Origin of the sequence: Pseudomonas sp. (assembly GCF_036387035.1) — a bacterium.
In the GTDB taxonomy this organism is placed as follows: Bacteria; Pseudomonadota; Gammaproteobacteria; order Pseudomonadales; family Pseudomonadaceae; genus Aquipseudomonas.
This window is the reverse complement of sequence record NZ_DASVUM010000262.1, coordinates 1-25,666: the sequence shown is the minus strand read 5'-3', so window position 1 is coordinate 25,666 and position 25,666 is coordinate 1. Positions and strand designations below refer to the sequence as shown.

Genomic DNA, 25,666 nt, shown 5'->3' with positions numbered 1-25,666 from the left:
CCGCCAGGCGGTGGCCAATACCATCGACTGGCTGTGCCGCGAGCACGGCATGCCGGCGGAACAGGCTTACATGCTGTGCTCGGTGTGCGGCGATTTGCGCATCAGCGAAATCGTCGACCTGCCGAACTGGGTGGTGTCGTTCTACTTTCCGAAGGTGGTGTTCCAGTGAAGCAAGACGAGCAGCCGAGTCTGTCGGTGGAGCGGCTGAGCATTGACGTCGGTGGCGGTGCTTCGCGCCGGCGGGTCGTCGACGAGCTGAGCTTCGCGCTGTATCCGCGCCGTACCTTGTGCATTGCCGGGGAATCCGGCAGCGGCAAGTCGCTGTCGTCACTTGCCATCATGGGCTTGCTGCCCAAGGCTGCGAGTGTGCCGGGCGGCGCCATCGTGTTCGGCAACCGCGACCTGTTGAGCCTGCCTGAGCGGGAGATGCAACGGCTGCGCGGCAAGCGCATCGGCATGATCTTTCAGGAGCCGATGACGTCGCTTAACCCGCTGCTCACGGTCGGCCAGCAGCTGGCCGAAACCCTGCGCCGGCATGAACCCCTCAGTCGCGGCGAGATCCGCCAGCGCTGCCGGGCCATGCTCGACGCCGTGCGCATGCCGCAGGTGGACAAGCGTCTGACGCAATACCCCCACGAACTGTCGGGGGGCATGCGCCAGCGGGTGATGATTGCCATGGCGATGCTTTGCCAGCCAGAGATCCTCATCGCCGACGAGCCGACCACCGCGCTGGATGTGACCATTCAAGCGCAGATTCTTGAACTCATGCGCGAGTTGCAGCAGCAGTTCGCGACCAGCCTGTTGCTGATCACCCACGACATGGGCGTGGTGGCCGAGATGGCCGATGAAGTGGTGGTCATGAACCAGGGCCGCATGGAAGAGCGTGGCTCGTTGCACCAGGTGTTCACTGACGCGCAGGCACCGTACACGCGCAAGTTGCTGGCCGCCGTGCCGGTGCTAGGCAGTGCGCCGCCGCCCGAGGTGTTGATCGACCAACCGGTGGTGCTTGCGGTGCAGGACCTCAGCGTGCGCTTCCCCTTGCGCCACGGCTGGTTCGAAGCGCCGCGCACGGTGCATGCGGTCGAGGGCGTCAGTTTCGAGCTGCGTCAAGGCGAAACCCTGGGGCTGGTCGGTGAAAGCGGTTGCGGTAAATCCACCACCGGCAAAGCCTTGATGAACATGATCCATTACCAGGGCAGCGTCAAACTGGGCGGGCAGGAACTCAACGGGCTGCAGGGCGATGCGTTGCAGCGGGTGCGCAGAGACGTGCAAATGGTGTTTCAGGACCCTTACGCCGCGCTGAATCCCCGCAAGACCGTGTTCGATCTGGTGGGCGAGCCGCTGCTGATTCACAACCAGATGTCCGAGCCCCAGCGGCGCGAGCGCGTGGCGCAATTGCTGCACCAAGTCGACCTGCCGGCGGAAACCCTTGAACGCTATCCTCATCAGTTTTCCGGTGGGCAACGTCAACGCATCTGCATCGCCCGGGCGCTGGCGCTCAACCCCAAGGTGATCATCGCCGACGAATCGGTCTCGGCGCTGGACGTCTCCGTTCAGGCCCAAGTTCTGGAGCTGCTGGAGCGGCTGCGCGCTGAGCATGGCCTGAGTTACCTGTTCATCTCCCACGACATGGCCGTGGTAGAACGAATCTGCCACCGCGTGGCAGTGATGTACGGCGGCCGCATCGTCGAAATCGGCGCCCGCGATCAAGTGCTGCACAACCCGCAGCACCCCTACACCCAACGCCTGCTGGCGGCGGTGCCGGTGCCCGAGGTCGGCCGGCGGCGGGATTTCAAAAGTCTGCTCAAGGAACTGGAACGGCCTGACCCCATTAAGACGGCCGACTTTGTCGCGCCAGTGCAGCGGTTTTCAGCGGTGTCGAGCGATCATTGGGTGGCGCTGGAGTAAACGAACTCGTGGCCGCTTCACGCAGCGGTGGGTAGCCTCGAATGCGAAGATGTTTGAGGCCGCCTCCATTTAGGCCGCAGGCCATGCGCCGGTTAGAGTTCGGCCCAGGGAGGGATGAATATGTTCGACAGCACAGCGAGTGGTGCTCGCTGTTTTCTGGGTTTATCTGGCAGGGGTGGTGATTCCGGGGCCTGACTTCGTCGCCGTTGTTCCTCTCCAACTGCTCATCCACGGCTTCGTGACGTCTCGCAGGTTGCCGGTGCGCCGTTGACCGCTGCTGTTCAGTCAGAGGTATCAGCGGGATCCAGACGATGAAGGTGGTCCCTGTTCCTCGTTCAGATGTCACCTCACTCCTTCCCCCCTCCTTCGCGGCGTGCTCATCGGCGACTGCAGTGGGCATGATGTCTTGGCGGAGCCGAAGATGAAGGCATGTCGCGTTGCCCTGATCAGACATGTACCTTCAAATGGACAGACAGGCGACGGTCAGGGTAACGAACTACCTGATTGGGTGCAGCGACGACGCTCGAATAAATCGTACACTTACGGCGGATTACCGATCTTCACTGGCGTGGTAAGCATGATAGTAGACAACGAAAAGACCGATCCATCGAATGGCGAGTCGGGTGGGCAGACCCGCAGTGGGATCGCGTTGAGTAGACCAGGCGGAGACCCTTTTTTCGCTGCCGTCCGTGCTATGCGCATGCCGGTGGTCATCACCGACCCTCGCCAGGACGATAACCCTATCGTGTTTGCGAATGCCGCTTTTTATCATTTGACGGGATACGCTGCCGAAGACGTCGTTGGCCGTAACTGCAGGTTTCTACAGGGTCCTGCAACGAGTAAGGACCACATTGCCATGGTTCGGGAGGCTATACGCCGGCACGAGCCTATTGAAATCAGGCTTCAAAACTACCGCAAAGACGGAAAGCCATTCTGGAATCATTTGAACTTACAACCGGTGTTCGAGAAAGACGGGACATTGGTTCACTTCTTCGCTTCACTTTTAGTCCTTTCCTCTGAACAGGAGCGATTGCGCTACTTCGACGATGAACTGACCCTCAATGACCGCGCCCTCGATGCCCTCATCCGGTCGTCCACTGAGGTCCGTTACCGCATCAGCGCGGACTGGAGTGAGTTGCATCAGCTTAACGGAGGCGATTTTATACCTGACACCCAGGGGAAAGATCGCAAGTGGCTGGATAGATACATACCTCCCGAGGACCGTGATGCCGTACGTGCCGAGATTGCGCGGGCAACGGCGACCAAATCGACCTATTTGATAGAGCACCGAGTCAACCGGGTAGATGGCTCCGTCGGCTGGGCCCTGTCACGCGCGATACCCATGCTCGACGAGAGGGGTGAAATCAAGGAGTGGGTTGGTGCGGCTTCCGATATCACCGAGCGTAAAAATGCTGAAGAGGCATTGCGTCAGGTCCATGAAAACCTGGAGGAGCGGGTTGCTCAGGCCTTGGCCGAACGGAGCCAGATTGAAGAACAACTGCGCCAGTCGCAAAAACTTGAAGCGATAGGCCAGCTCACCGGCGGGGTTGCCCATGACTTCAACAATCTGTTGACGGTCATTCGTTCTTCCACGGACTTTCTCAAACGGCCCAACTTGCCCGAGGAGCGACGCCGTCGGTACGTCGAGGCCATTTCAGATACGGTGGACAGAGCCACCAGGCTGACAGGGCAACTTCTTGCCTTTGCTCGCAGGCAAGCACTCAGGCCCGAGGTGTTTTCTGTCTGCGATGCGGTGCGCTCGATCTCTGACATGATGAGTACGCTCACCGGTACTCATATTTCGATTGAATTCGCTCTGCCTGAAACGCCATGTTTTGTGAAAGCCGATCCAACCCAATTCGATACCGCCATCGTAAATATTGCCGCCAATGCGCGGGACGCGATGGGCCAGAGCGGCCGGTTGACCGTTGCCGTGTGCACCGTTGAGGTTCTACCTGTCATCCGTAGCCATGCAGCTGTTCCTGGCTCCTACGTGGCAGTCTCGTTGACCGACACGGGGTGCGGTATTCCGCCCGACGAACATGAGAGTATCTTCGAGCCTTTCTTTACAACTAAAGACACAGGCAAGGGAACAGGACTGGGCTTGTCGCAGGTGTTTGGCTTCGCGAAGCAGTCTGGAGGTGAAATTGCCGTAGAAAGTACTCCAGGGAAAGGCACCACATTTACCTTGTACCTGCCACGGATTGAGGCAATCGAAAGCCCCAGGCAGGTGGAGAGCTCCCTGAGTCTGTTCGACGGCAAAGGTTTGCGCGTGTTGGTTGTAGAGGACAACTCCAGCCTGGGGCTGTTCGCCATTGAAATGCTGACAGACCTCGGTTATGAGTCTGTCCTGGCCTGCGACGCGCAAGCTGCGCTTGATCATCTAGCTGAAAACGCCGATTACTTCCACGTTGTGTTTACGGACGTTGTGATGCCGGGCATGAGCGGCATAGAGCTAGCGCAAAGAGTTCGCAGCCTGTACCCGGATCTTCCGGTAGTGCTGACATCAGGCTACAGCCACGTGCTGGCGCGAAACGGCACATACGGGTTCGAGCTTTTGCACAAACCCTATTCAGTAGAGCAGGTTTCCCAAGTCCTGCATAAGGCAGCTGTTCGGCCATATTCCCGGTAGACGACCAAGGCTCGCCGACGTACCGTTCCACCCGAGACATCCCTGGAAGCACCGCGGGTCAAGGGCTGCAATCGACCCATTACACCTTTAAACCAAGCATCCCGCCGGATTCGCAGCGGAAGGCCCGTTTAACAGGCGAATCAAATTTTTGCCGGCTGACCAAGAACGACCATCGGCGGTCATGCCAGGATGGTGCGTTTCCCAGTCGGGCAACGCTTCTTGAGTTGTGCCTTAAGCTTCTGGAACTGTGCGTCGTACAGAAAGAAAGCTCAGGGCATCATTTGGATGAAAGGAAGTGCCGCTGTTCATACCGTTGCGAGGCAAGCTGCGCCTTTCCAGCAGCGCAGCCACAGCCTGAGTGACGCAGTCGGTCTTGCCGAGTAGACTGCGGACGCGAATATGCCTATCGGTGTCGTTCGGCGGCCACATAGGTAGCCGGTTCTTTATCAACCGGCACTGGAATAATGACCTCAGAACCTCGCGTTGACCTGACCAATTGTGATCGGGAGGCGATTCACATCCCCGGGAGCATCCAGCCCCACGGGTGCTTGCTCGCCTGCGACGCTTCAGCACTCACCGTACTGCGGCATTCCATGAATGCTCCCGTGATGTTGGGGGTATCCTGGGACATCAATGGCGGGCGATTGGAAGCGGTGCTTGGCGCCGAGGCCGCCCATGTCGTTCGCAACTCACTCGCGCGCACCCAACAGGCATCCCGACCCGCGCTAACGTTCGGCCTGACGATCGCCTCGGGTGAGGTATTTGATGTCTCTGCCCACGTCTTTAACGGGACGGCGCTTATTGAACTGGAGCCCGCCGGCGCAAGCGTCGCTGAGCCAATTGAGCTTGCACGCACTGTTATCGTACAGGTGCGGGCAATTGATCAGACCGACACTCTTTTTCGCGACGCGGCCCGGTTTGCTCGCGCCATGCTCGGCTATGACCGCGTCATGGTCTATCAGCTCGGCAGTGAGGGCTCCGGAAACGTCATTGCCGAGGCGAAGCGCAGCGGCTTGGACAGTTTCTTGGGACAGTATTTCCCAGGGTCGGATATTCCTCAGCAGGCACGTGCGTTGTACTTGCGTAATCCCATTCGCATCATTTCCAACGCTCAATGTGAGACCGTTGCCATTGAACCGCAGCTAGACCTCGCTGGCGAGCCACTCGACCTGTCCTATTCGCACCTGCGCAGTGTTTCACCCGTTCACTGTGAGTATTTGCGCAATATGGGCGTGGGCGCGTCGATGTCGATCTCGATCATTGTCAACGGAGTACTGTGGGGGTTGATCGCCTGCCACCATGACTCGCCACGAACGCTGACCATGGGGCAAAGAGTTGCTGCAGAGATGTTCGCGGAGTTTTTCTCCCTGCACCTTGAAACCCTGCGGGCCAAGCAAACGCTAAAATCCGCCGCCTATGCCCGTGAGGTCCTCGACATGCTGTTGCGGGACGCGAACCGCGCCCCGGACTTCCATGAGTATTTGCGCGCTCATCTGCCCAACTTTAAAGCGCTCATCCCCTGTGATGGAATTGGTATGGAGCTGAATGGTCAGTGGTCCGCAGAAGGAGTGACACCGCCCGACGAGTTGGTGCCGACCTTGCTACGCTTTGCCGAAGGAGTCGCGGATGGCCGAATGTGGGCCTCCAGTCGCCTTTCAATGGCCCATGCCCCAGCGGCGGGTTACGCCGTCGACGTCTCGGGCGCGATGGTCATTCCCCTTTCGCAACGACCGAAGGACTACCTCCTGCTGTTTCGCAAGGAGGTAGTGGAAACGCTCGACTGGGCAGGGAACCCGAATAAGCCTGATCAGGGAGAGCGTCATGGTGACCGGCTGCATCCGCGTAAGAGCTTCGCCATCTGGAAAGAAACGGTTCATCAGCAGTCGCTGCCCTGGACTGAACAGGACCGCCAGTTTGGTGATGCCATCCGCGCTGCAATTGTGGAAGTAGCTCTTCACAACAGTGAGCTTCTTACGAGCGAACGCTCAACCGCCGATGTTCGTCAGCGGATGCTCAATGATGAGCTCACCCATCGAGTTAAGAATATCCTTTCGCTCATCGGCGCTCTGGTTGCCCACCCGACGGTGGAAAGTCAAACTCTCAATGCTTATGTTGCAACGCTGAAGGGCCGAATTCAGGCACTGTCACTGGCTCATGACCAGATCGTTCGTGGCGACGGCGGCGGACGTCTTTCCGAGCTCTTGGATGCGGAGCTTTTGCCTTACCGCACCTCTCCCGACGCGATCCAGCTGGCGGGCCCGAACATCCTGCTCGATGCTCGCGCCTACTCTGTAATGGCGCTCGTTCTTCATGAGCTTGCGACGAACGCAGCTAAGTACGGTGCGCTTTCCCAACCAAGCGGTAACCTCTCGGTTAGCTGGAATCTGGATGACGGCGGGGCCTGCAAAATCGCCTGGTACGAGAGTGGAGGTCCTGCAGTTACTGCACCGAGCCGAAGCGGCTTCGGCTCGGTCCTGATCAGTCGAAGTATCCCCTTTGATCTGGAGGGGACCAGCACGCTTGAATACCGGCCAGAAGGTCTGGCGGCTTTTTTAAAGATTCCGGCTAAGCATTTTACGTTGGCGGAGCCAGTCGAGACCGCGCTCCCGGTAGCAGCTGTCATTCAGCCATCCACGGGTTCGGAGGATCTGTCCAACGCGTGTGTTTTAATCGTCGAGGACCAGCTCATCATTGCGGTAGGGCTGGAGCAAATCTTGGCCGGCGCCGGAATCCAGAATGTGATTACAGTGGGTTCGGACGCAGGGGCTATGAAGCTGCTCGCAACGCTAAAACCGGATGTCGCGGTGCTCGATATTAACTTGGGTAAAGGCACGTCTATTCCCGTGGCCGACGAACTTACTCGGCAAAATATCCCATTCATCTTCGCCACGGGGTATGGAGTTAGCAGCAGTGGTATCCCCGACCGTTTGAAGCACGTCCCTGTTGTCAGGAAGCCCTACGACGCCGCCTCAATCCTCCTAAGCTTGCAAACCCTGATTCGTCCATAGCAGTGATCCACAGTTCGAGCGCTTTATCACATCACTGCTAGAGGGTGCCTCTGAATTCGCGATTTAACGTCATACCCCTGTGTGAGGCTTCTGTTTTTTGCTACCACCGGATGGCTCGCGCATACACGGTTTTTATTGTATTCGTCCCAAGTACTGGCCACACAGAACCGCTCTAGATTTACGACCAGTGATCGCCATCCGCCGCCTCGTTCACGGCATCAGCAGCCGCATGTGCGCAAAGCTGCTTAGCCCGTAGTTCCGCAGTGCACCGAAAGGCTGGTTTCGGCCATCACGAAAGCATCGTACTCACTACGGCTGAGTGCCCGCCTTTACTTTTGCCACTGTAGATAGGCTTCTATGGTGCGCTCGTTTGCCATTGGCTAGGATAGCCTCCTGCCACACAGAAATCATTTGAGATCCGAATTCCATGGCGTCTTGGGTAGCATCATGAAACTAGACCTTATCCGGCCGCTGCCTGCGGCTGAAGATCGCTATAAGTTGCTCATCGACTCCGTCGTGGATTATGCGATTTATATGCTGAGTCCCGTTGGCGAAATCATCAGTTGGAACGCTGGCGCGCGTCGTTTTAAGGGTTATGAGGACCACGAGATACTGGGTCAGAGTTTCGCCCGTTTTTATACCGACGAGGACCGCTCCGCGGGCTTGCCGCAGAAGGCGCTGGCGAGCGCAGCGAAGCACGGGAAATTTGAAAATGAGGGCTGGCGCGTCAGAAAGGATGGCTCGCGTTTTTGGTGCCATGTCGTCATTGACCCCATTCGAGCACCCGGCGGAGAACTGGTGGGTTTCGCCAAGGTCACCCGCGACCTGACCGAACAGCGTGTCGCCCAAGAGGCGTTGCGCCAATCCGAAGAGCAGTTCCGGCGCCTGGTGCTCGGCGTCACCGATTACGCCATCTATATGCTTGACCCCAATGGCGTTATCACCAACTGGAACGCCGGCGCGCAACGTATCAAGGGCTATCTTCCGGAGGAGGTCATCGGCAAACATTTCTCCATCTTCTTCGAGCCCCAAGCGCGCCAATCCGGCGAGCCTCAACGCAGCCTGCGGGTGGCGCTGGCTGAAGGGCGTTTTGAAAACAAAGCTTGGCGATTGCGCAAAGACGGGACACGTTTCTTTGCGAATGTGGTGCTCGACCCTATCTGGGATGACAACGGCAAGTTGCTCGGCTTCGCCAAGATCACTCGAGATATCACTGAGTCCGAACAGGCGCAGATAGCGCTCGACGCTGCCAAGGAGGCGCTCTTTCAGTCAAAGAAGACTGAGGCGCTGGGGCAGTTGACGGGAGGCGTTGCCCACGATTTCAATAATCTGCTTATGGTCATCATCAGCAGCATGGAGCTCATTCGTCGCCGCCTCCCAAGCGATACCAAGGTCTCGCCCCTCCTGAATAATGCTATACAAGCCGCTGAGCGCGGTGCTTCGCTGACGCGGCGTATGTTGGCGTTCGCGCGGCGGCAGCAGCTTTCTCTGGGCGTGTTTGATCTCAATGAAATGATCCGTGGAATGGCGGAGCTGCTGAGAAGTTCGCTGAGTGCCCGCGTGCTCATTGAAACCCGCTTCCCTCTGTTTCTGTCCAAGGTTTATGCCGATCAGAACCAGCTGGAATTAGCGGTACTGAACCTCGCAGTGAACGCCAGAGACGCCATGCCGGAGGGCGGCACGCTCACAATTGAAGCCAGGGACGTCTATTTGACCGAACGCGAGAACGGGCTCGCCGCGGGTGCATACGTCTGTCTTAGCTTGACCGATACCGGCGAAGGTATGGACGAGGCGACGCTTTCCAGAGCGACGGAGCCATTCTTCACGACCAAAGGCGTGGGCAAAGGCACTGGCCTGGGGCTGTCGACGGTTGACGGTTTGGCCGCCCAGATCGGTGGCAAGCTGCATATGCGCAGCCATAAACCGGGCGGTACCACGGCTGAGCTGTGGCTTCCAGCCGCCTTGCCAAACTCCGAAGGCGAACGCGCCGCGCCACCGGCTGATGGCAGCGAAGTTTACGGACGTAACGGACAACGGGTTTTGCTGGTTGATGACGACTCGCTGGTTTTGATCAGCAGTCAGGCTATGCTGGAGGAGCTGGGGTATGAGGTCGAAACTGCAACATCCGGCGAACAGGCGCTCGCAATACTTGCCCAGTCCGGGGACACCATCGACTACTTGATATCTGACCACCTGATGCCAGGCATCTGCGGTCCCGAACTCGTCGCAAGAGCACGGCTGCTTTATCCGAGACTCAAAGCACTGATTGCAAGTGGGTATGGGGAGGCCGAACCCGACACGGCTGGCATCCTGAGACTTGCCAAGCCTTATGATCACCACAGCCTGCGGCAGGCGATGGAAGCGCTGTTAGAGAGAACATTGGGGATTGTCTGAACGTCCGAGGGCCATTCCGAGCAGCTATCGACACGAGCTGGCAGTCGCGCCCGGCAGCTCTTGACCGAGAAGCAGTCGTTAAACGCACTTCCTTTTTTCCGCCATCGTGGGCTGCGCCGCCACCGCTGGACCGAGGTCTTAGGCCCTATGGCCTTGTTCGGTTGGCATGATCCACAACTCGCTGATCGCAGCATGGCGCGGCCGGGTCACCATGTAGGCGATGCCGTCGGCAATGTCTTCAGCATCCAGCGCCTCAATACTGGCGAAGAAGGCTTCGATGTCGTCGCCAATTGCGCCTTTATGGTGGTCGTTGAGTTCGGTCTTAACCGCCCCCGGCTCGACAACGCCAACACGCACGTGGCTCGATGCCAGTTCTTGACGTAAAGCTTCCGTGAAGCCGTTCACACCGAATTTCGTCATGGTGTAGACAGCGAAGTTTGGAGAGGCAACACGGCCGGCATAGGAGGAAATATTGACGATATCCGCCACACGACGCGTTCCGTCCTGCGCAGATGCCTTCAGATGCGGCAACGCAGCTTTAGTCATGTAGAGCAGCGCCTGTTGATTTAGCGAGATCATCCGCTCCCAGTCTTCAACTTCGTTTTCGACGACGGGGCCGATGATCATCACGCCCGCATTATTGATGAGGATATCGAGCCGGCCGAAGCAATCGACGGTTTGCCGAACGGCCGCTTCGGCACTTGCACGGTCACTAATGTCGCAAGCGATTGCCAGGGCCGTTCCTCCCGATTGCTCAATGGCGCTGACCAACGAGTCGAGGCGATCCTTCCTGCGAGCCACGACCACCACACGTGCGCCCAGCTCAGCGAGTGCATGAGCGGTAGCGTATCCAATTCCACTGCTCGCGCCAGTGACCAGCGCGACGGTACCCGAGAATTTTGATGACATTGGCTGATTCCTGGTTAGGCATCACAGATGGTTCTTTCTGGCCATCCCATTTAGTAGCTACGGCGTCAGTTGCAGGCTATCTCAGGTGCTTGGCATAAAACGCCAGCAGCTTGGGCATTGCCTTGCCAACATCACGGTCGTAAAGACTCATGTGGGTGCCCCCCGGAATTACGAAAAGTTCTTTCTCGCTCGCACTGGTGGCCTCGGCAAAGGCCCGGTCACTGTGCCACTTCGAGCCCGCATCGCTGCCGGCAATCAAAAGCAGAGGCTGCGTCAGCAACGTACCGATCCCGTTGAAGGCATCAAACGCGATGAGCTTGTCGTTGCTACTGGCGAGAAACCGATTCGGCTGGCTGTCGAGCTTCCAGCGGCTCGCCTGCCGGTAATACTCGCTGGCCTCAACCATATCGGGCTCTGTGACGCCTTTGGTCGAATCCGGTACATACGCAAGCAGCATGGGCTGGTCTCCGTTCGCCTCAGCGGTGCGCTGCAGGCCGACGCTCAGCAATGTGGCGTGCAGCTCATCGGCGGTACCGGTACCTCTCCAACCTTTGCGCATACCATCGCCATAATTGAACGAACTGACGCCGGCCACGGCCTTGATGCGGTGATCGGTCATGGTGGCGTTAATCGCGTAAGCGCCCCCAGCGCAAATGCCGAGCGCGCCGATACGCTTGTGATCCACGAAGGGGAGCGTGGTGAAGTAATCAACTGCGCTCCGCGCATCCTCCACTCGGGACGTAGGATCCTCCAGCAGGCGAGGCTCGCCGCCGCTTTCATTTTGGTGAGATGCGTCATAAGCGAGTGCCACATAACCCTGCTGAGCAAGACGGTATGCATAAAGGCTCGCGGTTTGCTCCTTGGCACCGCCACCCGGATGCACGACAACAATTGACGGATAAGCCTTGCCTTCCTGCATTCTTGCTGGCTTGAACAGCACGCCAGCCATGTCGATCTTTCCATTTTTGAAGGAAACAGAATTTTTGGTGACGGTGTGGTCTTCGCTAACCGTTTGGTTGAAGGCGGACAGGCTGGTGATCGGGATTTGGGATTCGCTGCCGTTGCCAGCGTGAGAAAAGCCGGTGACGCTCATTAGGGAGGCGGCACTAACCGCGAGAATTTTCGATGACATGTAGATCTCCGTTCAGATGTGCGTTAACGAAGATCAGGCTACGGTAGTTTGTAATTTCCAAAAATGGCATTCTGGTTAACGTATTGAGTACCAGAGGTTCACAATGGAAAAGGATCAGCTGGATGGTTTGCTTGCTTTCCTGCTCATCGCCGAAAAGCGCAATTTCACGTCGGCAGCCCAGGTTCTGAAAATTTCTCCGTCAGCGATCAGCAAGATGATCAGGCTGTTGGAGGCCAGGCTCGGCGTGACCCTGCTAACCAGAACTACCCGAGCGACCAGCCTGACCGAAGCCGGTGAGAAGTTTCTGAGCAAGACCGCTCCGGCGTTAGGAACGATACTCGCAGCCATGAAAGAGGCCGGTAGCTTCGCCGAAAAACCGGCGGGACGGCTGCGGTTGAATGCTCCGCAGATGATCTACCCCAACTACCTGAAGTCGGTCGTCGCCAGCTTTGTAGAAAAATATCCTGACGTCACTGTTGAGATATTCCTCGAGAATGCCGCAACCAATATTTTTGAACGAGGTTTCGACGCCGGTATCCGGCTTTCCGACATCCTGGCGAAGGACATGGTGGGAATAAAATTATTTGGCCCCGTTCGCTTCGTTGTGGCAGGCGCGCCGGAATATTTCAACCGGTTTGGCCGCCCGGAACATCCAAAAGACTTGCTGTCCCACGACTGCCTGTGTGTGGGCTCAGGCAACCGAGTCTATGATCGCTGGGAGTTTGAAAGTGATGGGAAAGAACTTGAAGTGCAGGTGAAGGGCCCGCTCATCATGAACGATTCCATGCATGCACTTGCGGCGGCGCTCGACGGACTTGGCCTCGTTTATTCAAGCGGGGATGCCATCTCGGACAAAGTTGCCGATGGAAGTCTTGAGTTAGTGCTGGAGCCATTCGCGAGCAACAGTGCTGGTTTCTACCTCTACTTTCCCGAACGCTCTCAAGTACACCCGAAACTGCGTGCTTTTATCGATCATGTTAAGGAGCACGCGAGAAGCGTCCGACGCTAAAGTATCCTGGGTCGACGGAGCTTCAGAGCTTTGGGTAGAGCATCAATGCACCGAAGGCCATCCCTGGCCGTCGTACGCGCTGCCGATCAGTACTTGAACCGCCCCACCAGCCCTTTCAACTGACCGGAGATGTCAGTCAATCGACTCGATCCTGCCTGCGCTGAGTGGGCGAATTCTTCGACCAGTTGCGCGTCGGTGTGGATCTGGGCGATGTGGCGGTTGATCTCTTCGGCCACATGGTGCTGCTCTTCGGCCGCAGTCGCGATCTGGGTGTTCTGGTCGCGGATGGAATCCACTGACGTTCGGATCTTGTCGAAGCTGTCGCGGGCCTGCTGGATGCGCTCGACGCTGCTGTGGGACACCTCCAGGCTGCCGCGCATCTGCGCCGTCACTTCCTGGGTACGCTTGGCCAGATTGCCCAGCAGGCTGTCGATCTCGCCAGTGGAATCGGCGGTGCGTCGTGCCAGGGCACGAACCTCGTCCGCCACGACCGCAAAACCCCGGCCCTGATCCCCAGCGCGCGCCGCTTCGATCGCTGCGTTGAGTGCCAACAGGTTGGTCTGCTCGGCAATCGATCGAATGGTGTCAAGAATGCCGTTGATGTTCTTGCTGTCCTGCTCAAGCAATTGCATGGTTTCGGTGGACTGTTGCAGCTCCTTGCTGAGCTTCAAAACGCTGCCATTCGCTTCGCTGATGTGTTGCTGGCCGGCGTGCACATCGCGATAGCCGGCGTCGGCGCTGGATGCCGCCTGACTGCAAGAGCGCGCCACTTCGTTGGCCGTGGCGACCATCTCATTGAATGCGGTGCTGACCAGCTCGACCGCCTCACGTTGACGGCCGGCGGCCTGGTCCATGTTCCTGGCGACTTCCTGAGTGTCCGCTGCTGCGCTTTGCAGGTCCGACGAGGCACCGCCGATGCGCTGCATCAGTTGCGCGATCATGCCGAGGAACTGGTTGAACCAGCCGGCCAGCGTCGCGGTTTCGTCCTTGCCGTGGACCTTGAGCTGGCGCGTCAGGTCGCCCTCGCCTTCGGCGATTTCCTGCAAGCCATCGGCCACGCCACGGATCGGCCGAACGATCAAGCCGGCGAAGCTGGCACCCACAATGGCGAAAATGATTGCCAGCGCGGCGGCGATGCCGGCGATCAACCACGTAAGGCTGGAGGCCTTGGCCATTACCTCGTTACGCTCAATCAAACCGATGAAGCGCCAACCCAGGCCTTTCGAACTGATGACGTTGGCCATATAGACCTTGCCGTCTATTTCTATCTGCGTTGCGCCATCGCCGCCCTTGGCAAGCTCGGCGTAGTTGGCGCCGAGGTCGGACAATGGCTTGAAGTTATGCTTGGCGTCACTTGGGTCGACCAGCACGTTGCCGTTGGCTTCAACCAGCATCAGGTAGCCGCTGTCGCCCAGTTTGATGTTCTTGACCAGCTCGGTGAGTTGCTTGAGGGACACGTCCAGACCGACCACACCGACGATGGCGCCGCTGCTGTCGGAAACCGTGTGAACGGTGCCAATCAGCGAGACGTCGTCCGGCGCCCAGTAATACGCGCCGGTGCGCACGGTGGAACCCGGCGCAGCAATGGCGGCCTTGTACCACGGGCGCTCGCGCGGATCGTACTTGCTGATCTTCGGGTCATCCGGCCAACTGGCGTAGCCACCATCGCTCAGACCGACCGACAGGTACGCCGTGGTCGGGTGGGTTTTGGCGAAGCTGCCGAAAATCTCCAGCAACCGGCGATTACTTTCGGTCAGCGGAAGCTGCGCAGCATCGGCGCCCGAGTAGTTTTTGAGGTCCTTGGCCGAAACGATTCGAGGATCCTTGGCCAGGTAATCAACGTTCTGGCTAATGGCGTCGAAGAACTGCGTCATGCCGTTATCGATCTGCCGGATCTCGCGGCCGCTGCTGTCCACGAAATTGGCCTCGGCGGCGTCGCGTGCGTTAAACACCACCAGCCCCGCCACCACCAGCACCGGGACACACGCGATGGCGGCGAACCCCCACGTCAACTTCTGTTTGATGTTCATGAGATCTTCCGCATAGTTTTAGGTGTTGTTGGGCAGAAACGAAGGCGAGCGTGGGGTTTTAGTTGTGAAAAGCGTCCACGGTTACCCAGGTTCTATCGGCTGTTTACCGTTGAACCTGAGGCGTGAAAGCGTGGATCAAGAAGAAAAGCGGGGGACGTTGCCGGTGCAGAATCCCATTAGAGGTCGCGTCACCGCCGCGGCATTGGCACACTGTGTATCATTCGCCTCAAACACCCAGCGCCTCACTTCTACCCGGACGTCTCATGACACCCAACGCAGAACGCTATAACCCCTCAACCGACTACGCAGACAAGCTGATCTCGCAGATTGGCCAGACACCTTCGTGGATCGCCAAGCGCATAGGTGTCACTGACAAGCGCATCCGCTACATCCTGGATGGCGAACGGACCGTCAAGGGCGAGACCACGCCGATTCAGATGACGTACACCGAGCAGTTTGCCCTCGAGTGCCTTGCCGCTGAGGCCAGGGCCCTCAAGCGATAACAATTGCGGGCAGGCGCGACACTACAAGCCTTCAAGCAGCCCGTCGGCCCGAAGCAAATCGACGATCACGTGCTCATCCACTGCATAAACACCGCGTGAAGCCTTCCAGACAAGGTTCTTTTCCTGCAAGGCAATGAGCGCTTGTTGCACGCCCGGCACCTCAACCTTGATGTCGCTTTCTGCGATCCCTGACTGCTTCATCGCTGCGGCGTACAACGCCATCGTGGGTGCCTCGAACGGCGCGTAGCTGTCGCCCATGCTCCCCATGACGCGGATCACGGCAGACTGGATCGGGGTCAGGCTGTGAATCACCTTCTTGAGATTGGCATTGAGCTCATCCGCTTGCGCCCGAACGAGCTCGGCAAACCGCTCGGGTACGTCTTCAGGGGCGATGAAAAAGTCGAAGCGTATGGCGTCAGCGGCTGCACCGAGCAGTTCAGGGCGATAGCCACTTTCCTTGAAGAGCTGGAACACCTGCGCCGGATCAAGCGGGGATGGCAGGTCGATGTTGGCGCACAGCCAGTCGATGTAGTTTTGATCGAGTGTCGGGAACGGCACCATCGACGCCCCAAAGAACGCCTGCTCCTTACTGTTTCGCAGCATGGCCAGCTTGTCCCTGTTCGAGCCGGTACAGACGATGCGCAGGCCGTGGTGTCTGGAGCTGTTGAGTTCGTCCCTTGCCGCCTTGAGCGCAAACAGTGCCGCCACGCCCGACTCGGTGGTGATCGCGTGCTGCGCTTCATCGATCATCAGAACGATGAGCTTCCGTGATTCGTCGGAGAGCGCCACCAGCGCCGTGGTGAGGTCGATGTCCTTGCCGAGCCCGATTTTGTCCAGACCGAAACTCAAACCGCCGACAGCGACCTTTTCTATCCCCGAAGCCTTGGCCAGCCGTGTGATGAAGCCGTCGTTTCGGCCAACCGCTTCGCGAATGGCTTCCACGATGACGAGGCCGGGGTCTTTGGTCAGGTCTTGCCAGAGGTCGGCATACAGCACAATCGCCCCCGCCTTTTCGAGCGCCGGACGCAGGTCTTCACGCGCGAATGTGGACTTTCCGGTGCGCCGCGGCGCTGCCAGAAAAACGCCGGAGCTGGCGGAGCTGCCCACGGAGATTTGCATGATCAGTCTGGAGAGCCGGGTCGCCAGATCGGGACGATGGTAAAAGATTTCAGACATCGGTAGGCCTCGAACGCCGCTTTATAGGCAATTATAGAGCGACTATAGACCGATTATAGAAAGAAACGAAGCAGCCGTTTATAGGGGATTATAGAGCGACTATAGACTGATTATAGACAGCGCATTAGTGTACTGCGGGATGACTCCTTCCCCCTCACCCTCGGCGTTGCGCGAGAGCGCGACACGTCGAAACCGGACGTCTCTAATCGATCAACCCCTGAGCGTCGTAAAACGGGTAAGGGCCTGGGTAATCACCGAACACGCCGTTGTGGGTCACGAGCCCCTGATCCGCTTCCCAGCGATGCAGCAGATAGCCCGCCGGCTCGAGGTTGAAATGCGCCGGAGCGTCCTTGCTCAAGTCCAGCACGATCTGGTGTGAGGTGCCTGGGCAGGTGCAGCTGATGCTTGCGGCGAAGCGCCGTTGCATCGGGCGGTGCAGATGACCGCACAGCACGCGTTCAACCTGCGGGTGGCGGGCGATGACCGCTTCGAGCGCCGCACCGTTGATGAACGCCTCGCGGTCCATGTGGCCGATACCGGTGACAAACGGCGGGTGGTGCATGATCAACAGGGTCGGCACATCCGGGCGTCGACTGAGGACTTCATCCAGCCAGGCCATCTGGCTGTCCAGCACCTGCCCGCCGTGTGCACCGGGAATCGTCGAGTCGAGCCCGATCAGGCGCACCGGGTGCGCTTCGACGACCCAGTCCAGGGGAGCTTGCGCACACAGCGGCAAGTAAACATGGTCGGCAAACGCGGCGAGCAGATGCTCACGAACGTCATGATTACCGGGCACCAAGTAGTACGGCATGGTCAGCCGCGCCAGCTCGGGGCGCAGGACGGCGTATTCATCCGGCCGGCCGAAGTCCACCAGATCACCGCTGATCACCACAATGTCCGGGCGCGGCTGGCTGGCGTTCAAATGGTCCACCGCGCGACGCAGGGCACCGAGGGTGTCGACCACCCCATAGGTCAGGTTGTTGCCGGCTTTGAGGTGCAGATCGCTGATTTGTGCGACGAGAAACGGGACGTTCGACATTCAACTCATCCAGGCAATGGGTTACGGGTGCAGCGCGAACAGGGCCTGCGGCTCGACGGCCAGAGCGATCACGTCGCCCGGTGCATGGATGACGTTGTCGGCGCTGTCGACCAGCAACGGTTGCGCCGCCCCGACCTCGATCAGCAAGCGACTCTGCGCCCCTTGAAAGAACTGGCCGAGCAAGCGCCCGCGCAAATGCCCGTCGTTCTTGACCACCCGCAGATGCTCGGGCCGGCAATACACCGTCGCTGGCTCACCCGCCGCGCTCCAGGGCAGTTCGCCGCCGCTGACTTTGAGGCCGATGGCGGTGCGCCCGGCCACGGTAAAGGCGTTGAGATTGCCGACGAAGCCGGCCACGAACGGGTTGGCCGGTTGCTGATAAATATCGCGGGGCGTGCCGAGCTGGGCGATGCGCCCTTCCTGCATGACCAGAATCCGGTCGCCCAGCGCCATGGCTTCGCCCTGATCGTGGGTGACGAACACCGAGGTGATGCCGAGGCCGCGCAGCAATTGATCCAGTTCGCTGCGCAGGCGCTCACGCAGTTGCGCATCCAGCGCGGCGAGGGGTTCGTCGAGCAGCAGGACCTTCGGGCGAGGCGCCAGGGCCCGCGCCAGTGCCACGCGCTGACGCTGTCCACCGGACAACTCGTGAATGCCGCGCCTGGCGTGCTCCTGCAGGCCGACCAGTTCCAGCAGTTCGGCGCAGCGCTTGTTGCGTTCGGCGACGGCCATGCCACGTACCTTCAGGCCATACACGATGTTGCCTTCGACCGTGAGGTTGGGGAACAGCGCGTAGTTCTGAAACACCATGCCGACATCGCGGCGTTCAATGGGCAGACGGGTGACGTCCTGATCGCCAAAAAACACCTGGCCGACGTCCGGCCGCTCCAGCCCGGCAATGATCCGCAGCGTGGTGGTTTTGCCGCACCCGGAAGGGCCGAGGATCGCCAGGGTTTCCCCGGCCTCGATGGTCAGATTGAGGTCGTGAACGGCGACGGTGCCATCGGCGAAGGCCTTGCGGCAGCCGGTCAGGCGCAGCGTGGTTCCGGTCATCTTTGATCTCCGCGGGAAAGGCGTGCGCTGATGGCCTGCAACGCCACCAACAGCGGCACGATCATCAACAGGAATATGAGGGTGTAGGCGCTGGCGACTTCCAGCCGCGCCGACGCGTAACTGTCCGCCAGGCCGACGGGCAGGGTTTTGGTCATGGGCGTGTGCAGCATCCAGGTCAGGTTGAATTCGCCGAGGGACAGCGTGACCACCATCAGCACGCCGGCGAGGATTCCCGCCCGGCAATTGGGCACCACAACGCTGAAGAACCGCCGCAACGGCCCGGCGCCCAGACTCGCGGCGGCCTCTTCCAGCACAGGCAGATGTTGACGCTGCATCACCGCCATGACCGGCCGCACCAGAAACGGCAGCGTGAACAGCACGTGGCCGACGAGGATGAACAGCCAACTGCTGCGAAAGCTACCGAACTGCCCATAGGTCAGCAGCAAGGCCAAGGCGCTGGCGAGGCCGGGCATGGCGACGGGCAAGACCATCAACTCTTCGAATGCGCGGCTGAAGCGATTGTTCATCCGCACCAGCGCATACGCCGCCGGTACGCCAATCACAGTGACGCAAACGGCGCACGCCACTGCCAGCTGCAGCGACAGCCAGACGGTGGGCGAATAGGCCTGCCAGACCTGAGCGATCCAGTCGAAGGTCAGACCGCTGGAAACACCCTGAAAGTAATTGCGGGTCAGCCCGGCCAGCAGCGACATCAGCACCGGGACCAACATGAAAGCGCAAACCAGCAGCGTGAACAGCAGCTGCGCGATGAACAATGATGAGCGCTTCATAACACCGTCCCCGACTGCCTGACCATGCGCCGCGCGAGCAGCAGCACCGCCCAGGTCAGCACGCCCAGCACCACCGACAACGCAGCGGCGACGGTGAAATTGGCGTAGTTGGTGAACACGTTGTAAATCGCCACGGGCGTGACGTTCAGCTGCGTGCCGAGGGTAAAGGCCGTGCCGAACGCTCCCATCGACGTCGCAAAGCAGATCGCGCCGCAGGACACCAGCGCAGGCGCCAGGCCGGGGATGATCACGTCACACACCACCCGCCAATGCCCCGCTCCCAAGGAATGCGCGGCTTCTTCCAGGCTTCGGTCGAGGCTTTCGCAGGCGGCCATCACCGTGAGAATGACCCGCGGAATCGAGAAATACAGATAGCCTAGAAACAGCCCCGCCAGTGAATAGGCAAACACCCAGCGCTCACTGGCAAGCTTCAGGCCGAGCATGGCGAACAGCCCCTGCCGCCCGGCCAGCAGAATCACCAGAAACCCCACGACCACGCCGGGAAACGCCAGCGGAAAGGTCAGCAACGCCACGAGCGTGGAGCGCCCGAAAAAGCGCTGACGGGCGAGAAACACGGCGGTGATGCCGCCGACCAACAGCGCGGCGAAGGTGACCACTGCTGCAAGGACGCAGGTTTGCGCCAGGCTGCCGAGGTATTGCGCGCTGCTGAGCACCTGCCAATAGCCGCTGCCGGCGCCGTCGCGTTGCTGCCCGCCAAGCAATATCAGGTGCGCCAGCGGCAAGAGCCAGAACGCCGACAACACGGCCGCTGCCGGCGCCAGGGCCCAGGCCGCCGTCGGGCGCAGACGTTCTAGTGGCGACCGACGCGCATCGACGCCCTGCACGTTCAAAACCGTACTGCTCACTTACTTGACCTCGCTCAGGTAGCGCGCGGCGAAGGCTTCCTGCACATCGGCCATGTGCTGGTAGTCCACCACACCCGCGCGGGCATAATCACTGTCGGGCAGGAACTGTGCGGCCACATCGGCCGGCATCTTCATGGCGCGCACCGGGCGAAGGTACGCCTTGGCCCACAGCGACTGGCCCTGTTCGGAGAGCACGAAATCCAGCACCTTTTCTGCGTTGGCCCGATGCGGGGCGTGGGCGACGAGGCTCATCACGTAAGGGACGCTGATGCTGCCCTCCTTCGGAATGACGAAGGCGACGTTGGCTTTGTCCTTGTAGCGGGCGCGGTAAGCGTTGAAGTCGTAATCCACCAGAATGGGCAGCTCGCCGGACAGCACCCGGGCGTAAGCGGTCTGCTTGGGCACGATCGGCGCGTTCTTCGCCAGCTTCTGGAAATAGTCGATGGCCGGCGCGAAGTTATCCAGGGTACCGCCCATGGCCTGGTTGATTGCCACGGCCGACACGTAACCGACGAAGGCGCTGGACGGATCGAGGTAACCAACCATGCCTTTGTATTCCGGTTTGAGCAGATCGGCCCAGCTCTGCGGAACCGGCAAACCACCCAGCGCATCGACGTTGACCATGATGCCGAGCGTGCCGGAGTGAATAGCGAACCAGTGCCCTTCAGGGTCTTTCAGGCCGGCCGGGATTTGCTCCCAGCCCTTGGGTTTGTAGGCGTCGACCACGCCCGCCTTTTGCGCCTGCAACCCGAACGTGACGCCGTAATACACCACGTCCGCAACCGGAGCGGCCTTCTCGGCCACCAGTTGCGCCAGGGATTGGCCGGAATTCTTGTTGTCCAGCGGCACCTGCACGCCGGTGCTGTCGGCAATCGCCTTGAGCTGTGTGCCCCAGTCCGCCCATTCCGGCGGGCAGTTGTAGCAAATCGCGGTTTCCCCGGCCTGGGCCAGGCTCGCCGCGCCACACAGCAGCAGTGCCGCCAGGGTTTTACTGAAGCGGATCATGGTGCGTCTCCTCGTAGGGCTGATTGTAGGGTTGAGTGCTTTCGCCCGGCCGGATGTGGCACGGCAGGCAATGGGAAACCGGGGCGGCGCCGGCGATTTGCGCCAGCAATTGATCGATAACCGTGGCCGCCAACGCGGCGATGGGCTGGACCACACTGCACAATGTCGGGTGCATCTGGGTGCCGATGGCGATGCCGTCGAAGCCGATGATTGACAGCTGCTGCGGCACCGCCCACCCGTGGCGGCGCAGTTCGGCGATCAGGCTGATTGCCAGCAGATCGTTTGAGCAGACCAGCGCAGTGAGCGCCTGCGGACCGTTCAACAACGGCGCGAGGACACTGAAATCGGCTTGGGTATGGCTGGGCATCTCAATGAGGGGCATGGGCATGGCCTGCGGGTTTCTTGCGCCGCATTCAGCCATCGCATCGCAGTAGCCGGCGTAGCGCTGCCGCGCCCGGTCGGACTGCAAGGTCGGGCCGGCCACCATGCCGATGCGTCGATGACCGGTGTCCAGCAGATAGCGCGTGGCGAGGGCCATGCCGGCGCGGTTGTCCACCGACACCGCGCTGTACTCGGTGCTGCCGGGCTGGTGGTAGGCGAGCACGAACGGGGTGTCTTCCGTACTCAGGCTTTGCAGCACGCGGTTGCTGTGCGCGTCGGTCACGGTCAACACCAGACCGTCGACCCGCTGACGCAGCAACTCCTCCACCACTGCGCTTTCCCGCTCGGCGCTGTAATCGGTGGTTGCCAGCAACAGGCTGTAGCCCCGCAAACGCGCGGCGCGCTCCATGGCTTGAATTTGTTCGGCGAACACTGGATTAAGCAGACTGGGCACGACCACGCCAATCAACCGGGTGGTTTGCAGGCGCAGCTGCCGGCCCAGCAGATTGGGGCGAAAACCCAGTTCACGCGCGGCGGCAAACACTTGATCGCGGGTAGCCGGACGCACCACGTCGGGTGAGGCGAAACACCGGGCGGCGGTCGCTCTTGATACCCCTGCCATTCGTGCGACGTCTTTCAGGTCACTCATGATCACTCGCTTGAGATCGATCTCATTGGCGAGGACATTACGGCGTCAATGTGGCATTTCAGGGGCGAGGATGTGACAGATTGGAGTCAGCGGGCGCAGTGGCATTGACTGCTCACCCTTGCACGGGACTGGCAGCGGACTAATTGTGGGACCGGCTTTAGCCGGGAAGACGTCAGGCGTCACACCGCACCTCTGAAGGTGCTCGGACTGGCCTCTTCCCGGCTGAAGCCGGTCCCACTAACAAACCGCGTGCATCCAGCGGCATCGGCGAATCAATTGTGGGACCGGCTTTAGCCGGGAAGGCGTCAGGCGTCACACCGCACCTCTGAAGGTGCTCGGACTGGCCTCTTCCCCGCTGAAGCCGGTCCCACTAACAAACTGCGTGCATCCAGCGGCATCGGCGAATCAATTGTGGGACCGGCTTTAGCCGGGAAGGCGTCAGGTGTCACACCGTAAATCCCGGAGTGTTTGGACTGGCCTCTTCCCGGCTGAAGCCGGTCCCACTAATAAACCGCGTGCAGCCAGTGCGATCAGGCGTCGGACAGCACCACGTGGTCCATCGACGCCGCCACGCCCACCACCTTGATCTCAGCCGCGTTGCCTGCCGCGCTGAACACGAAGTCCTCGGCATTCAGGGTATGGCTGTAATCACCCGCGAGCGTCACCTGGAACTTCTGGCCTGCACTGTCCGCCTCGTTGCTGCGCACGTAGGTGCGGTCGCTGCTGGCGTTGTAGCTGACCTGCAAGGTGTCGTTGCGACTATCGCCCAGCCCGGTGAATCCCAACGCGGACACATCCAGTGTGTCGTGGCCGGTGGTGAAATCGGTGATCAGGTCTGCCGCACCGACGTAACTGTCGCTGACCTGATCGAAGCGGAAGGTATCGGCGCCGGAACCGCCGGTGAGTCGGTCACTGCCGGCACCGCCGACCAGCAAGTCATCGCCGACGCTGCCTGCGAGCACGTCATTGCCGCCCAGGCCAAACAAGGTGTCGCTGCCCCAGTCGCCATAGAGCGTGTCGGCACCTGCCGTGCCGACCGCGTTCACCGAGGTCATCGGTTGGGACGAGTCGATGCGTGTGTCGTCCGGGTTGGCGAACAGCACGTTACTGGCGGTCAGGTCGTACAGGTGATTGCCGCTGAGCAGGATTTCGAAGCGGTTGCCGTCGGCATCCGGTTCCAGGGATTTCAGCGCCGTCTGATCGCCCGCCAAATTCAGCACCACTTTGAGCGTGCCGTCATAGCCGTTGCCCAAGCCTTTGTAATTGAGCGCCGTAAGGTCGATGCGATCATGGCCGTTGCTGTTGAAATCCGTGATCAGGTCGCGTTGCGCGTAGCTCCCGCTGGCGTCGTTGCGCAGGCTGTCGCTGGCGCTTGTGTAAACGAAGGTGTCCGCGCCTGCCCCGCCGGTCAGTGTGTCGCCGCCGCTGCCGCCCAGCAGACGATCCGCACCGCCGTCGCCCGACAAGGTATCGCGCCCGGCGCCGCCCAGCAGGACGTCATCGCCCGCAGTACCCAGAAGCCTGTCGTCGCCGGTCGTGCCATTGATGGCCGAGAAGAAGTTCGCCGCGCCCAGCGTGCTCAAGTGATTGCCATCCAGCGCCAACTGAAAGCGATTGCCGGCCGCGTCGGCGTCCAGGCTGGAAAGATAGGTGACGTCAGTGGTCGCGTTATACGTTGCCTTCAGTGTGCCGTCGTGGCCGTTGCCCAGGCCGGACAGCCCCAGCAAAGTCAGGTCCAGACGGTCGCTGGCGTCGTTGAAGTCAGTAATGCGGTCCGTGTAAGAAGTGGTCGCGTTACGGTAGCTGTCGCTGAGCGAGGTGAAGCGAAACACATCGCTGCCGGTGCCGCCGCTGAGCCGGTCCGCGCCTGCCCCACCGTGGATGACGTCGTCGCCGGCGCCGCCATCGATGCGGTCGCGCCCTGCACCGCCACTGATGAGCTCGTCCGAGCGGCTGCCGATCAGCGTGTCAGCGCCCGCACTGCCACGCAGGATCAGCACATCGCTGTTGTTGTAGACCTGGCTTTCGTTGCCTGCCGCGCTGATGTCGCCGGCGGCGGTACCGTTGATGACGTTGCCGAAGATCACGCTGCCCTCGACGCTCGCCGCGTCGGACGGCACCTCGGCGACGCCCCACGTGGACCCTGCGCTGCCGGTGATCAGGTTGTCGTAGACGAAATTCTGCGCGCCATTGTCGCTGCCCAGATTGCGGATCGCCACCTCAGGCACATCGTTGCTCTGCGCGTTGGCGTGAATGACGTTGTCCGACACCTCGATGTGAGTCGTGCCCTGCAAGTTGACGCCCGACCCGCCGTTGTCGTGAATGTCGAGGCGATAGACGCCGCCGTATTCAATGCCGCGCATGTGAACGCCGTCGCCGCCGTTGCCGTAGACATCACCACCGATCACGCTGAAAAAGCCGGTGTCGATGCCGCTGTCTTCATGCACGTGTATGCCGTCGCCGACGTTGCCGGAGGCCAGCGTGTCCGTCAGCGACAGCGCCACACCGCCGAGCCCGACATTGATCCCGTGGCCGCCGTTGTCCAGGGCACGGTTGTCCTGAAAGGTCAGGGCTGGCAGCGACCCGCCCAGTGCGAAGCCGTCGGAGGCGTTATCGACGGCTGTGCTGTTGCGCACGGTCATGTGGACCGAGGCGCCCGTCAGGTCGAACCCGCTGCCGCTGAAGTTCGTCGCCGTCACGCCGTCGATCAGCAGGTTGGTGCTGCTTGCCCCTGACTGGGACCACCCGCTCACCTGCCCGGCGCTGTTGGCCTGATTACCGTCCAGAGACAGGTTACTGACCGTCGCGTCCCGCACCGTGCTGCCTGCCACCACGCCCAACAGCGACGACGTGCTCGACCCGGTCGCGCTGGACCCGGCCCCATCGGCCAGCTTGAGCACGCTATTTCCTGCGCCGTCGCCGGTAAGGGTGACATTGCTTTTCAGCGCCAGCGCGTTGCCCGAAGCATCGCCATCGGACACAAGCCAGGTGCCTTCAGGGATGTAAACCTTGCCCCCACCCGCAGCGTTTGCGGCATCGATGGCTTTTTGGATGGCGACGGTATCGTCAGTGACGGCGTCGCCCTTGGCGCCATAATTACGGATATCGAACGTGGGGGTGATGCTCATGCGCTACTCCTGCCTGGAATACTGACGACCTGTGAACCGGTTGACGTAACCGG

18 protein-coding genes and 2 pseudogenes are annotated in these 25,666 nt (G+C 60.3%); 8 read left to right on the top strand and 12 right to left on the bottom strand.

All coding sequences use genetic code 11. The features are described 5' to 3' along the window. Positions 1-49: 49 nt before the first annotated feature. The 6 genes and pseudogenes from VF672_RS23540 (at position 50) to VF672_RS23515 (ending at position 9,942) form a co-directional block, all read left to right on the top strand. The gene (locus tag VF672_RS23540) at positions 50-169 is read left to right on the top strand and encodes a hypothetical protein (protein ID WP_331107455.1); all 120 of its coding nucleotides are present in this window, start codon (positions 50-52) and stop codon (positions 167-169) included. Continuing rightward, positions 166-1,908: an ABC transporter ATP-binding protein gene (locus VF672_RS23535; RefSeq protein ID WP_331107453.1), complete on the top strand. Its 1,743-nt coding sequence runs from the start codon at positions 166-168 to the stop codon at positions 1,906-1,908. Before VF672_RS23540 ends, VF672_RS23535 begins: the two co-directional genes overlap by 4 nt. Positions 1,909-2,047: 139 nt before the next feature. Further along, positions 2,048-2,119: pseudogene (locus VF672_RS23530) on the top strand (LysE family translocator); the annotation flags it as partial. A gap of 366 nt (positions 2,120-2,485) precedes the next feature. Beyond that, the gene (locus VF672_RS23525; RefSeq protein ID WP_331107451.1) at positions 2,486-4,540 is read left to right on the top strand and encodes a PAS domain S-box protein; all 2,055 of its coding nucleotides are present in this window, start codon (positions 2,486-2,488) and stop codon (positions 4,538-4,540) included. Between the two features lie 464 nt (positions 4,541-5,004). Continuing rightward, entirely contained in the window at positions 5,005-7,548 is a 2,544-nt protein-coding gene (locus VF672_RS23520; protein ID WP_331107449.1) for an HWE histidine kinase domain-containing protein, read from the top strand. Positions 7,549-7,995: 447 nt separating this feature from the next. Further along, positions 7,996-9,942, top strand: coding sequence for a PAS domain S-box protein (locus tag VF672_RS23515; RefSeq protein ID WP_331107447.1), 1,947 nt, complete (start codon positions 7,996-7,998; stop codon positions 9,940-9,942). A gap of 138 nt (positions 9,943-10,080) precedes the next feature. Here VF672_RS23515 and VF672_RS23510 read toward each other — a convergent pair whose 3' ends face one another. Continuing rightward, positions 10,081-10,851 (bottom strand): SDR family NAD(P)-dependent oxidoreductase, encoded by a 771-nt coding sequence (locus VF672_RS23510; RefSeq protein WP_331107445.1) that lies wholly within the window; start codon positions 10,849-10,851, stop codon positions 10,081-10,083. 76 nt (positions 10,852-10,927) lie between these two features. Then, the gene (locus VF672_RS23505; RefSeq protein ID WP_331107443.1) at positions 10,928-11,983 is read right to left on the bottom strand and encodes an alpha/beta hydrolase; all 1,056 of its coding nucleotides are present in this window, start codon (positions 11,981-11,983) and stop codon (positions 10,928-10,930) included. Positions 11,984-12,086: 103 nt separating this feature from the next. Here VF672_RS23505 and VF672_RS23500 point away from each other — a divergent pair, with 103 nt between their 5' ends. Next, the gene (locus tag VF672_RS23500; protein WP_331107441.1) at positions 12,087-12,992 is read left to right on the top strand and encodes a LysR family transcriptional regulator; all 906 of its coding nucleotides are present in this window, start codon (positions 12,087-12,089) and stop codon (positions 12,990-12,992) included. Positions 12,993-13,078: 86 nt separating this feature from the next. On the opposite strand, the gene VF672_RS24735 is transcribed toward VF672_RS23500, so the two are convergent. Together VF672_RS24735 and VF672_RS24730 are read right to left on the bottom strand one after the other, a co-directional pair. Beyond that, entirely contained in the window at positions 13,079-13,846 is a 768-nt protein-coding gene (locus tag VF672_RS24735; RefSeq protein WP_414705653.1) for a methyl-accepting chemotaxis protein, read from the bottom strand. A gap of 93 nt (positions 13,847-13,939) precedes the next feature. Next, positions 13,940-15,022, bottom strand: a pseudogene (locus tag VF672_RS24730) (cache domain-containing protein); the annotation flags it as partial. 263 nt (positions 15,023-15,285) lie between these two features. Here VF672_RS24730 and VF672_RS23490 point away from each other — a divergent pair. After that, positions 15,286-15,525 (top strand): hypothetical protein, encoded by a 240-nt coding sequence (locus tag VF672_RS23490; protein ID WP_331107438.1) that lies wholly within the window; start codon positions 15,286-15,288, stop codon positions 15,523-15,525. A 21-nt stretch (positions 15,526-15,546) separates the two neighbouring features. On the opposite strand, the gene VF672_RS23485 is transcribed toward VF672_RS23490, so the two are convergent. The 8 genes from VF672_RS23485 to VF672_RS23450 all read right to left on the bottom strand — a co-directional run bounded on the left by VF672_RS23485 (position 15,547) and on the right by VF672_RS23450 (position 25,613). Next, positions 15,547-16,701, bottom strand: a complete 1,155-nt coding sequence (locus VF672_RS23485; protein WP_331107436.1) for an ATP-binding protein — start codon at positions 16,699-16,701, stop codon at positions 15,547-15,549. A 202-nt stretch (positions 16,702-16,903) separates the two neighbouring features. Then, positions 16,904-17,740 (bottom strand): phosphodiesterase, encoded by an 837-nt coding sequence (locus tag VF672_RS23480; protein WP_331107434.1) that lies wholly within the window; start codon positions 17,738-17,740, stop codon positions 16,904-16,906. A gap of 21 nt (positions 17,741-17,761) precedes the next feature. Further along, positions 17,762-18,793: an ABC transporter ATP-binding protein gene (locus VF672_RS23475; RefSeq protein WP_331107432.1), complete on the bottom strand. Its 1,032-nt coding sequence runs from the start codon at positions 18,791-18,793 to the stop codon at positions 17,762-17,764. Next, the gene (locus tag VF672_RS23470) at positions 18,790-19,584 is read right to left on the bottom strand and encodes an ABC transporter permease (RefSeq protein WP_331107430.1); all 795 of its coding nucleotides are present in this window, start codon (positions 19,582-19,584) and stop codon (positions 18,790-18,792) included. Before VF672_RS23470 ends, VF672_RS23475 begins: the two co-directional genes overlap by 4 nt. After that, on the bottom strand, positions 19,581-20,435 hold the full coding sequence (locus VF672_RS23465) for an ABC transporter permease (protein ID WP_414705652.1): 855 nt from the start codon (positions 20,433-20,435) through the stop codon (positions 19,581-19,583). Before VF672_RS23465 ends, VF672_RS23470 begins: the two co-directional genes overlap by 4 nt. A gap of 15 nt (positions 20,436-20,450) precedes the next feature. Continuing rightward, positions 20,451-21,455, bottom strand: coding sequence for an ABC transporter substrate-binding protein (locus VF672_RS23460; protein WP_331107426.1), 1,005 nt, complete (start codon positions 21,453-21,455; stop codon positions 20,451-20,453). Further along, positions 21,439-22,485, bottom strand: a complete 1,047-nt coding sequence (locus VF672_RS23455) for a LacI family DNA-binding transcriptional regulator (protein WP_331107424.1) — start codon at positions 22,483-22,485, stop codon at positions 21,439-21,441. The genes VF672_RS23460 and VF672_RS23455 overlap by 17 nt, the downstream gene beginning before the upstream one ends. Positions 22,486-23,015: 530 nt before the next feature. Continuing rightward, on the bottom strand, positions 23,016-25,613 hold the full coding sequence (locus VF672_RS23450) for a M10 family metallopeptidase C-terminal domain-containing protein (RefSeq protein ID WP_331107422.1): 2,598 nt from the start codon (positions 25,611-25,613) through the stop codon (positions 23,016-23,018). Positions 25,614-25,666: the final 53 nt, after the last annotated feature.

What these genes read in the sequence shown, in the direction of transcription:
- VF672_RS23450 (WP_331107422.1), bottom strand. Translation starts at nt 25,613, where the DNA reads ATGAGCATCACCCCCACGTTCGATATCCGTAATTATGGCGCCAAGGGC.
- VF672_RS23490 (WP_331107438.1), top strand. Translation starts at nt 15,286, where the DNA reads ATGACACCCAACGCAGAACGCTATAACCCCTCAACCGACTACGCAGAC.
- VF672_RS23480 (WP_331107434.1), bottom strand. Translation starts at nt 17,740, where the DNA reads ATGTCGAACGTCCCGTTTCTCGTCGCACAAATCAGCGATCTGCACCTC.
- VF672_RS23505 (WP_331107443.1), bottom strand. Translation starts at nt 11,983, where the DNA reads ATGTCATCGAAAATTCTCGCGGTTAGTGCCGCCTCCCTAATGAGCGTC.
- VF672_RS23500 (WP_331107441.1), top strand. Translation starts at nt 12,087, where the DNA reads ATGGAAAAGGATCAGCTGGATGGTTTGCTTGCTTTCCTGCTCATCGCC.
- VF672_RS23455 (WP_331107424.1), bottom strand. Translation starts at nt 22,485, where the DNA reads ATGAGTGACCTGAAAGACGTCGCACGAATGGCAGGGGTATCAAGAGCG.
- VF672_RS23470 (WP_331107430.1), bottom strand. Translation starts at nt 19,584, where the DNA reads ATGAAGCGCTCATCATTGTTCATCGCGCAGCTGCTGTTCACGCTGCTG.
- VF672_RS23525 (WP_331107451.1), top strand. Translation starts at nt 2,486, where the DNA reads ATGATAGTAGACAACGAAAAGACCGATCCATCGAATGGCGAGTCGGGT.
- VF672_RS23485 (WP_331107436.1), bottom strand. Translation starts at nt 16,701, where the DNA reads ATGTCTGAAATCTTTTACCATCGTCCCGATCTGGCGACCCGGCTCTCC.
- VF672_RS23540 (WP_331107455.1), top strand. Translation starts at nt 50, where the DNA reads ATGCCGGCGGAACAGGCTTACATGCTGTGCTCGGTGTGCGGCGATTTG.
- VF672_RS23460 (WP_331107426.1), bottom strand. Translation starts at nt 21,455, where the DNA reads ATGATCCGCTTCAGTAAAACCCTGGCGGCACTGCTGCTGTGTGGCGCG.
- VF672_RS24735 (WP_414705653.1), bottom strand. Translation starts at nt 13,846, where the DNA reads ATGGACCAGGCCGCCGGCCGTCAACGTGAGGCGGTCGAGCTGGTCAGC.
- VF672_RS23510 (WP_331107445.1), bottom strand. Translation starts at nt 10,851, where the DNA reads ATGTCATCAAAATTCTCGGGTACCGTCGCGCTGGTCACTGGCGCGAGC.
- VF672_RS23475 (WP_331107432.1), bottom strand. Translation starts at nt 18,793, where the DNA reads ATGACCGGAACCACGCTGCGCCTGACCGGCTGCCGCAAGGCCTTCGCC.
- VF672_RS23520 (WP_331107449.1), top strand. Translation starts at nt 5,005, where the DNA reads ATGACCTCAGAACCTCGCGTTGACCTGACCAATTGTGATCGGGAGGCG.
- VF672_RS23515 (WP_331107447.1), top strand. Translation starts at nt 7,996, where the DNA reads ATGAAACTAGACCTTATCCGGCCGCTGCCTGCGGCTGAAGATCGCTAT.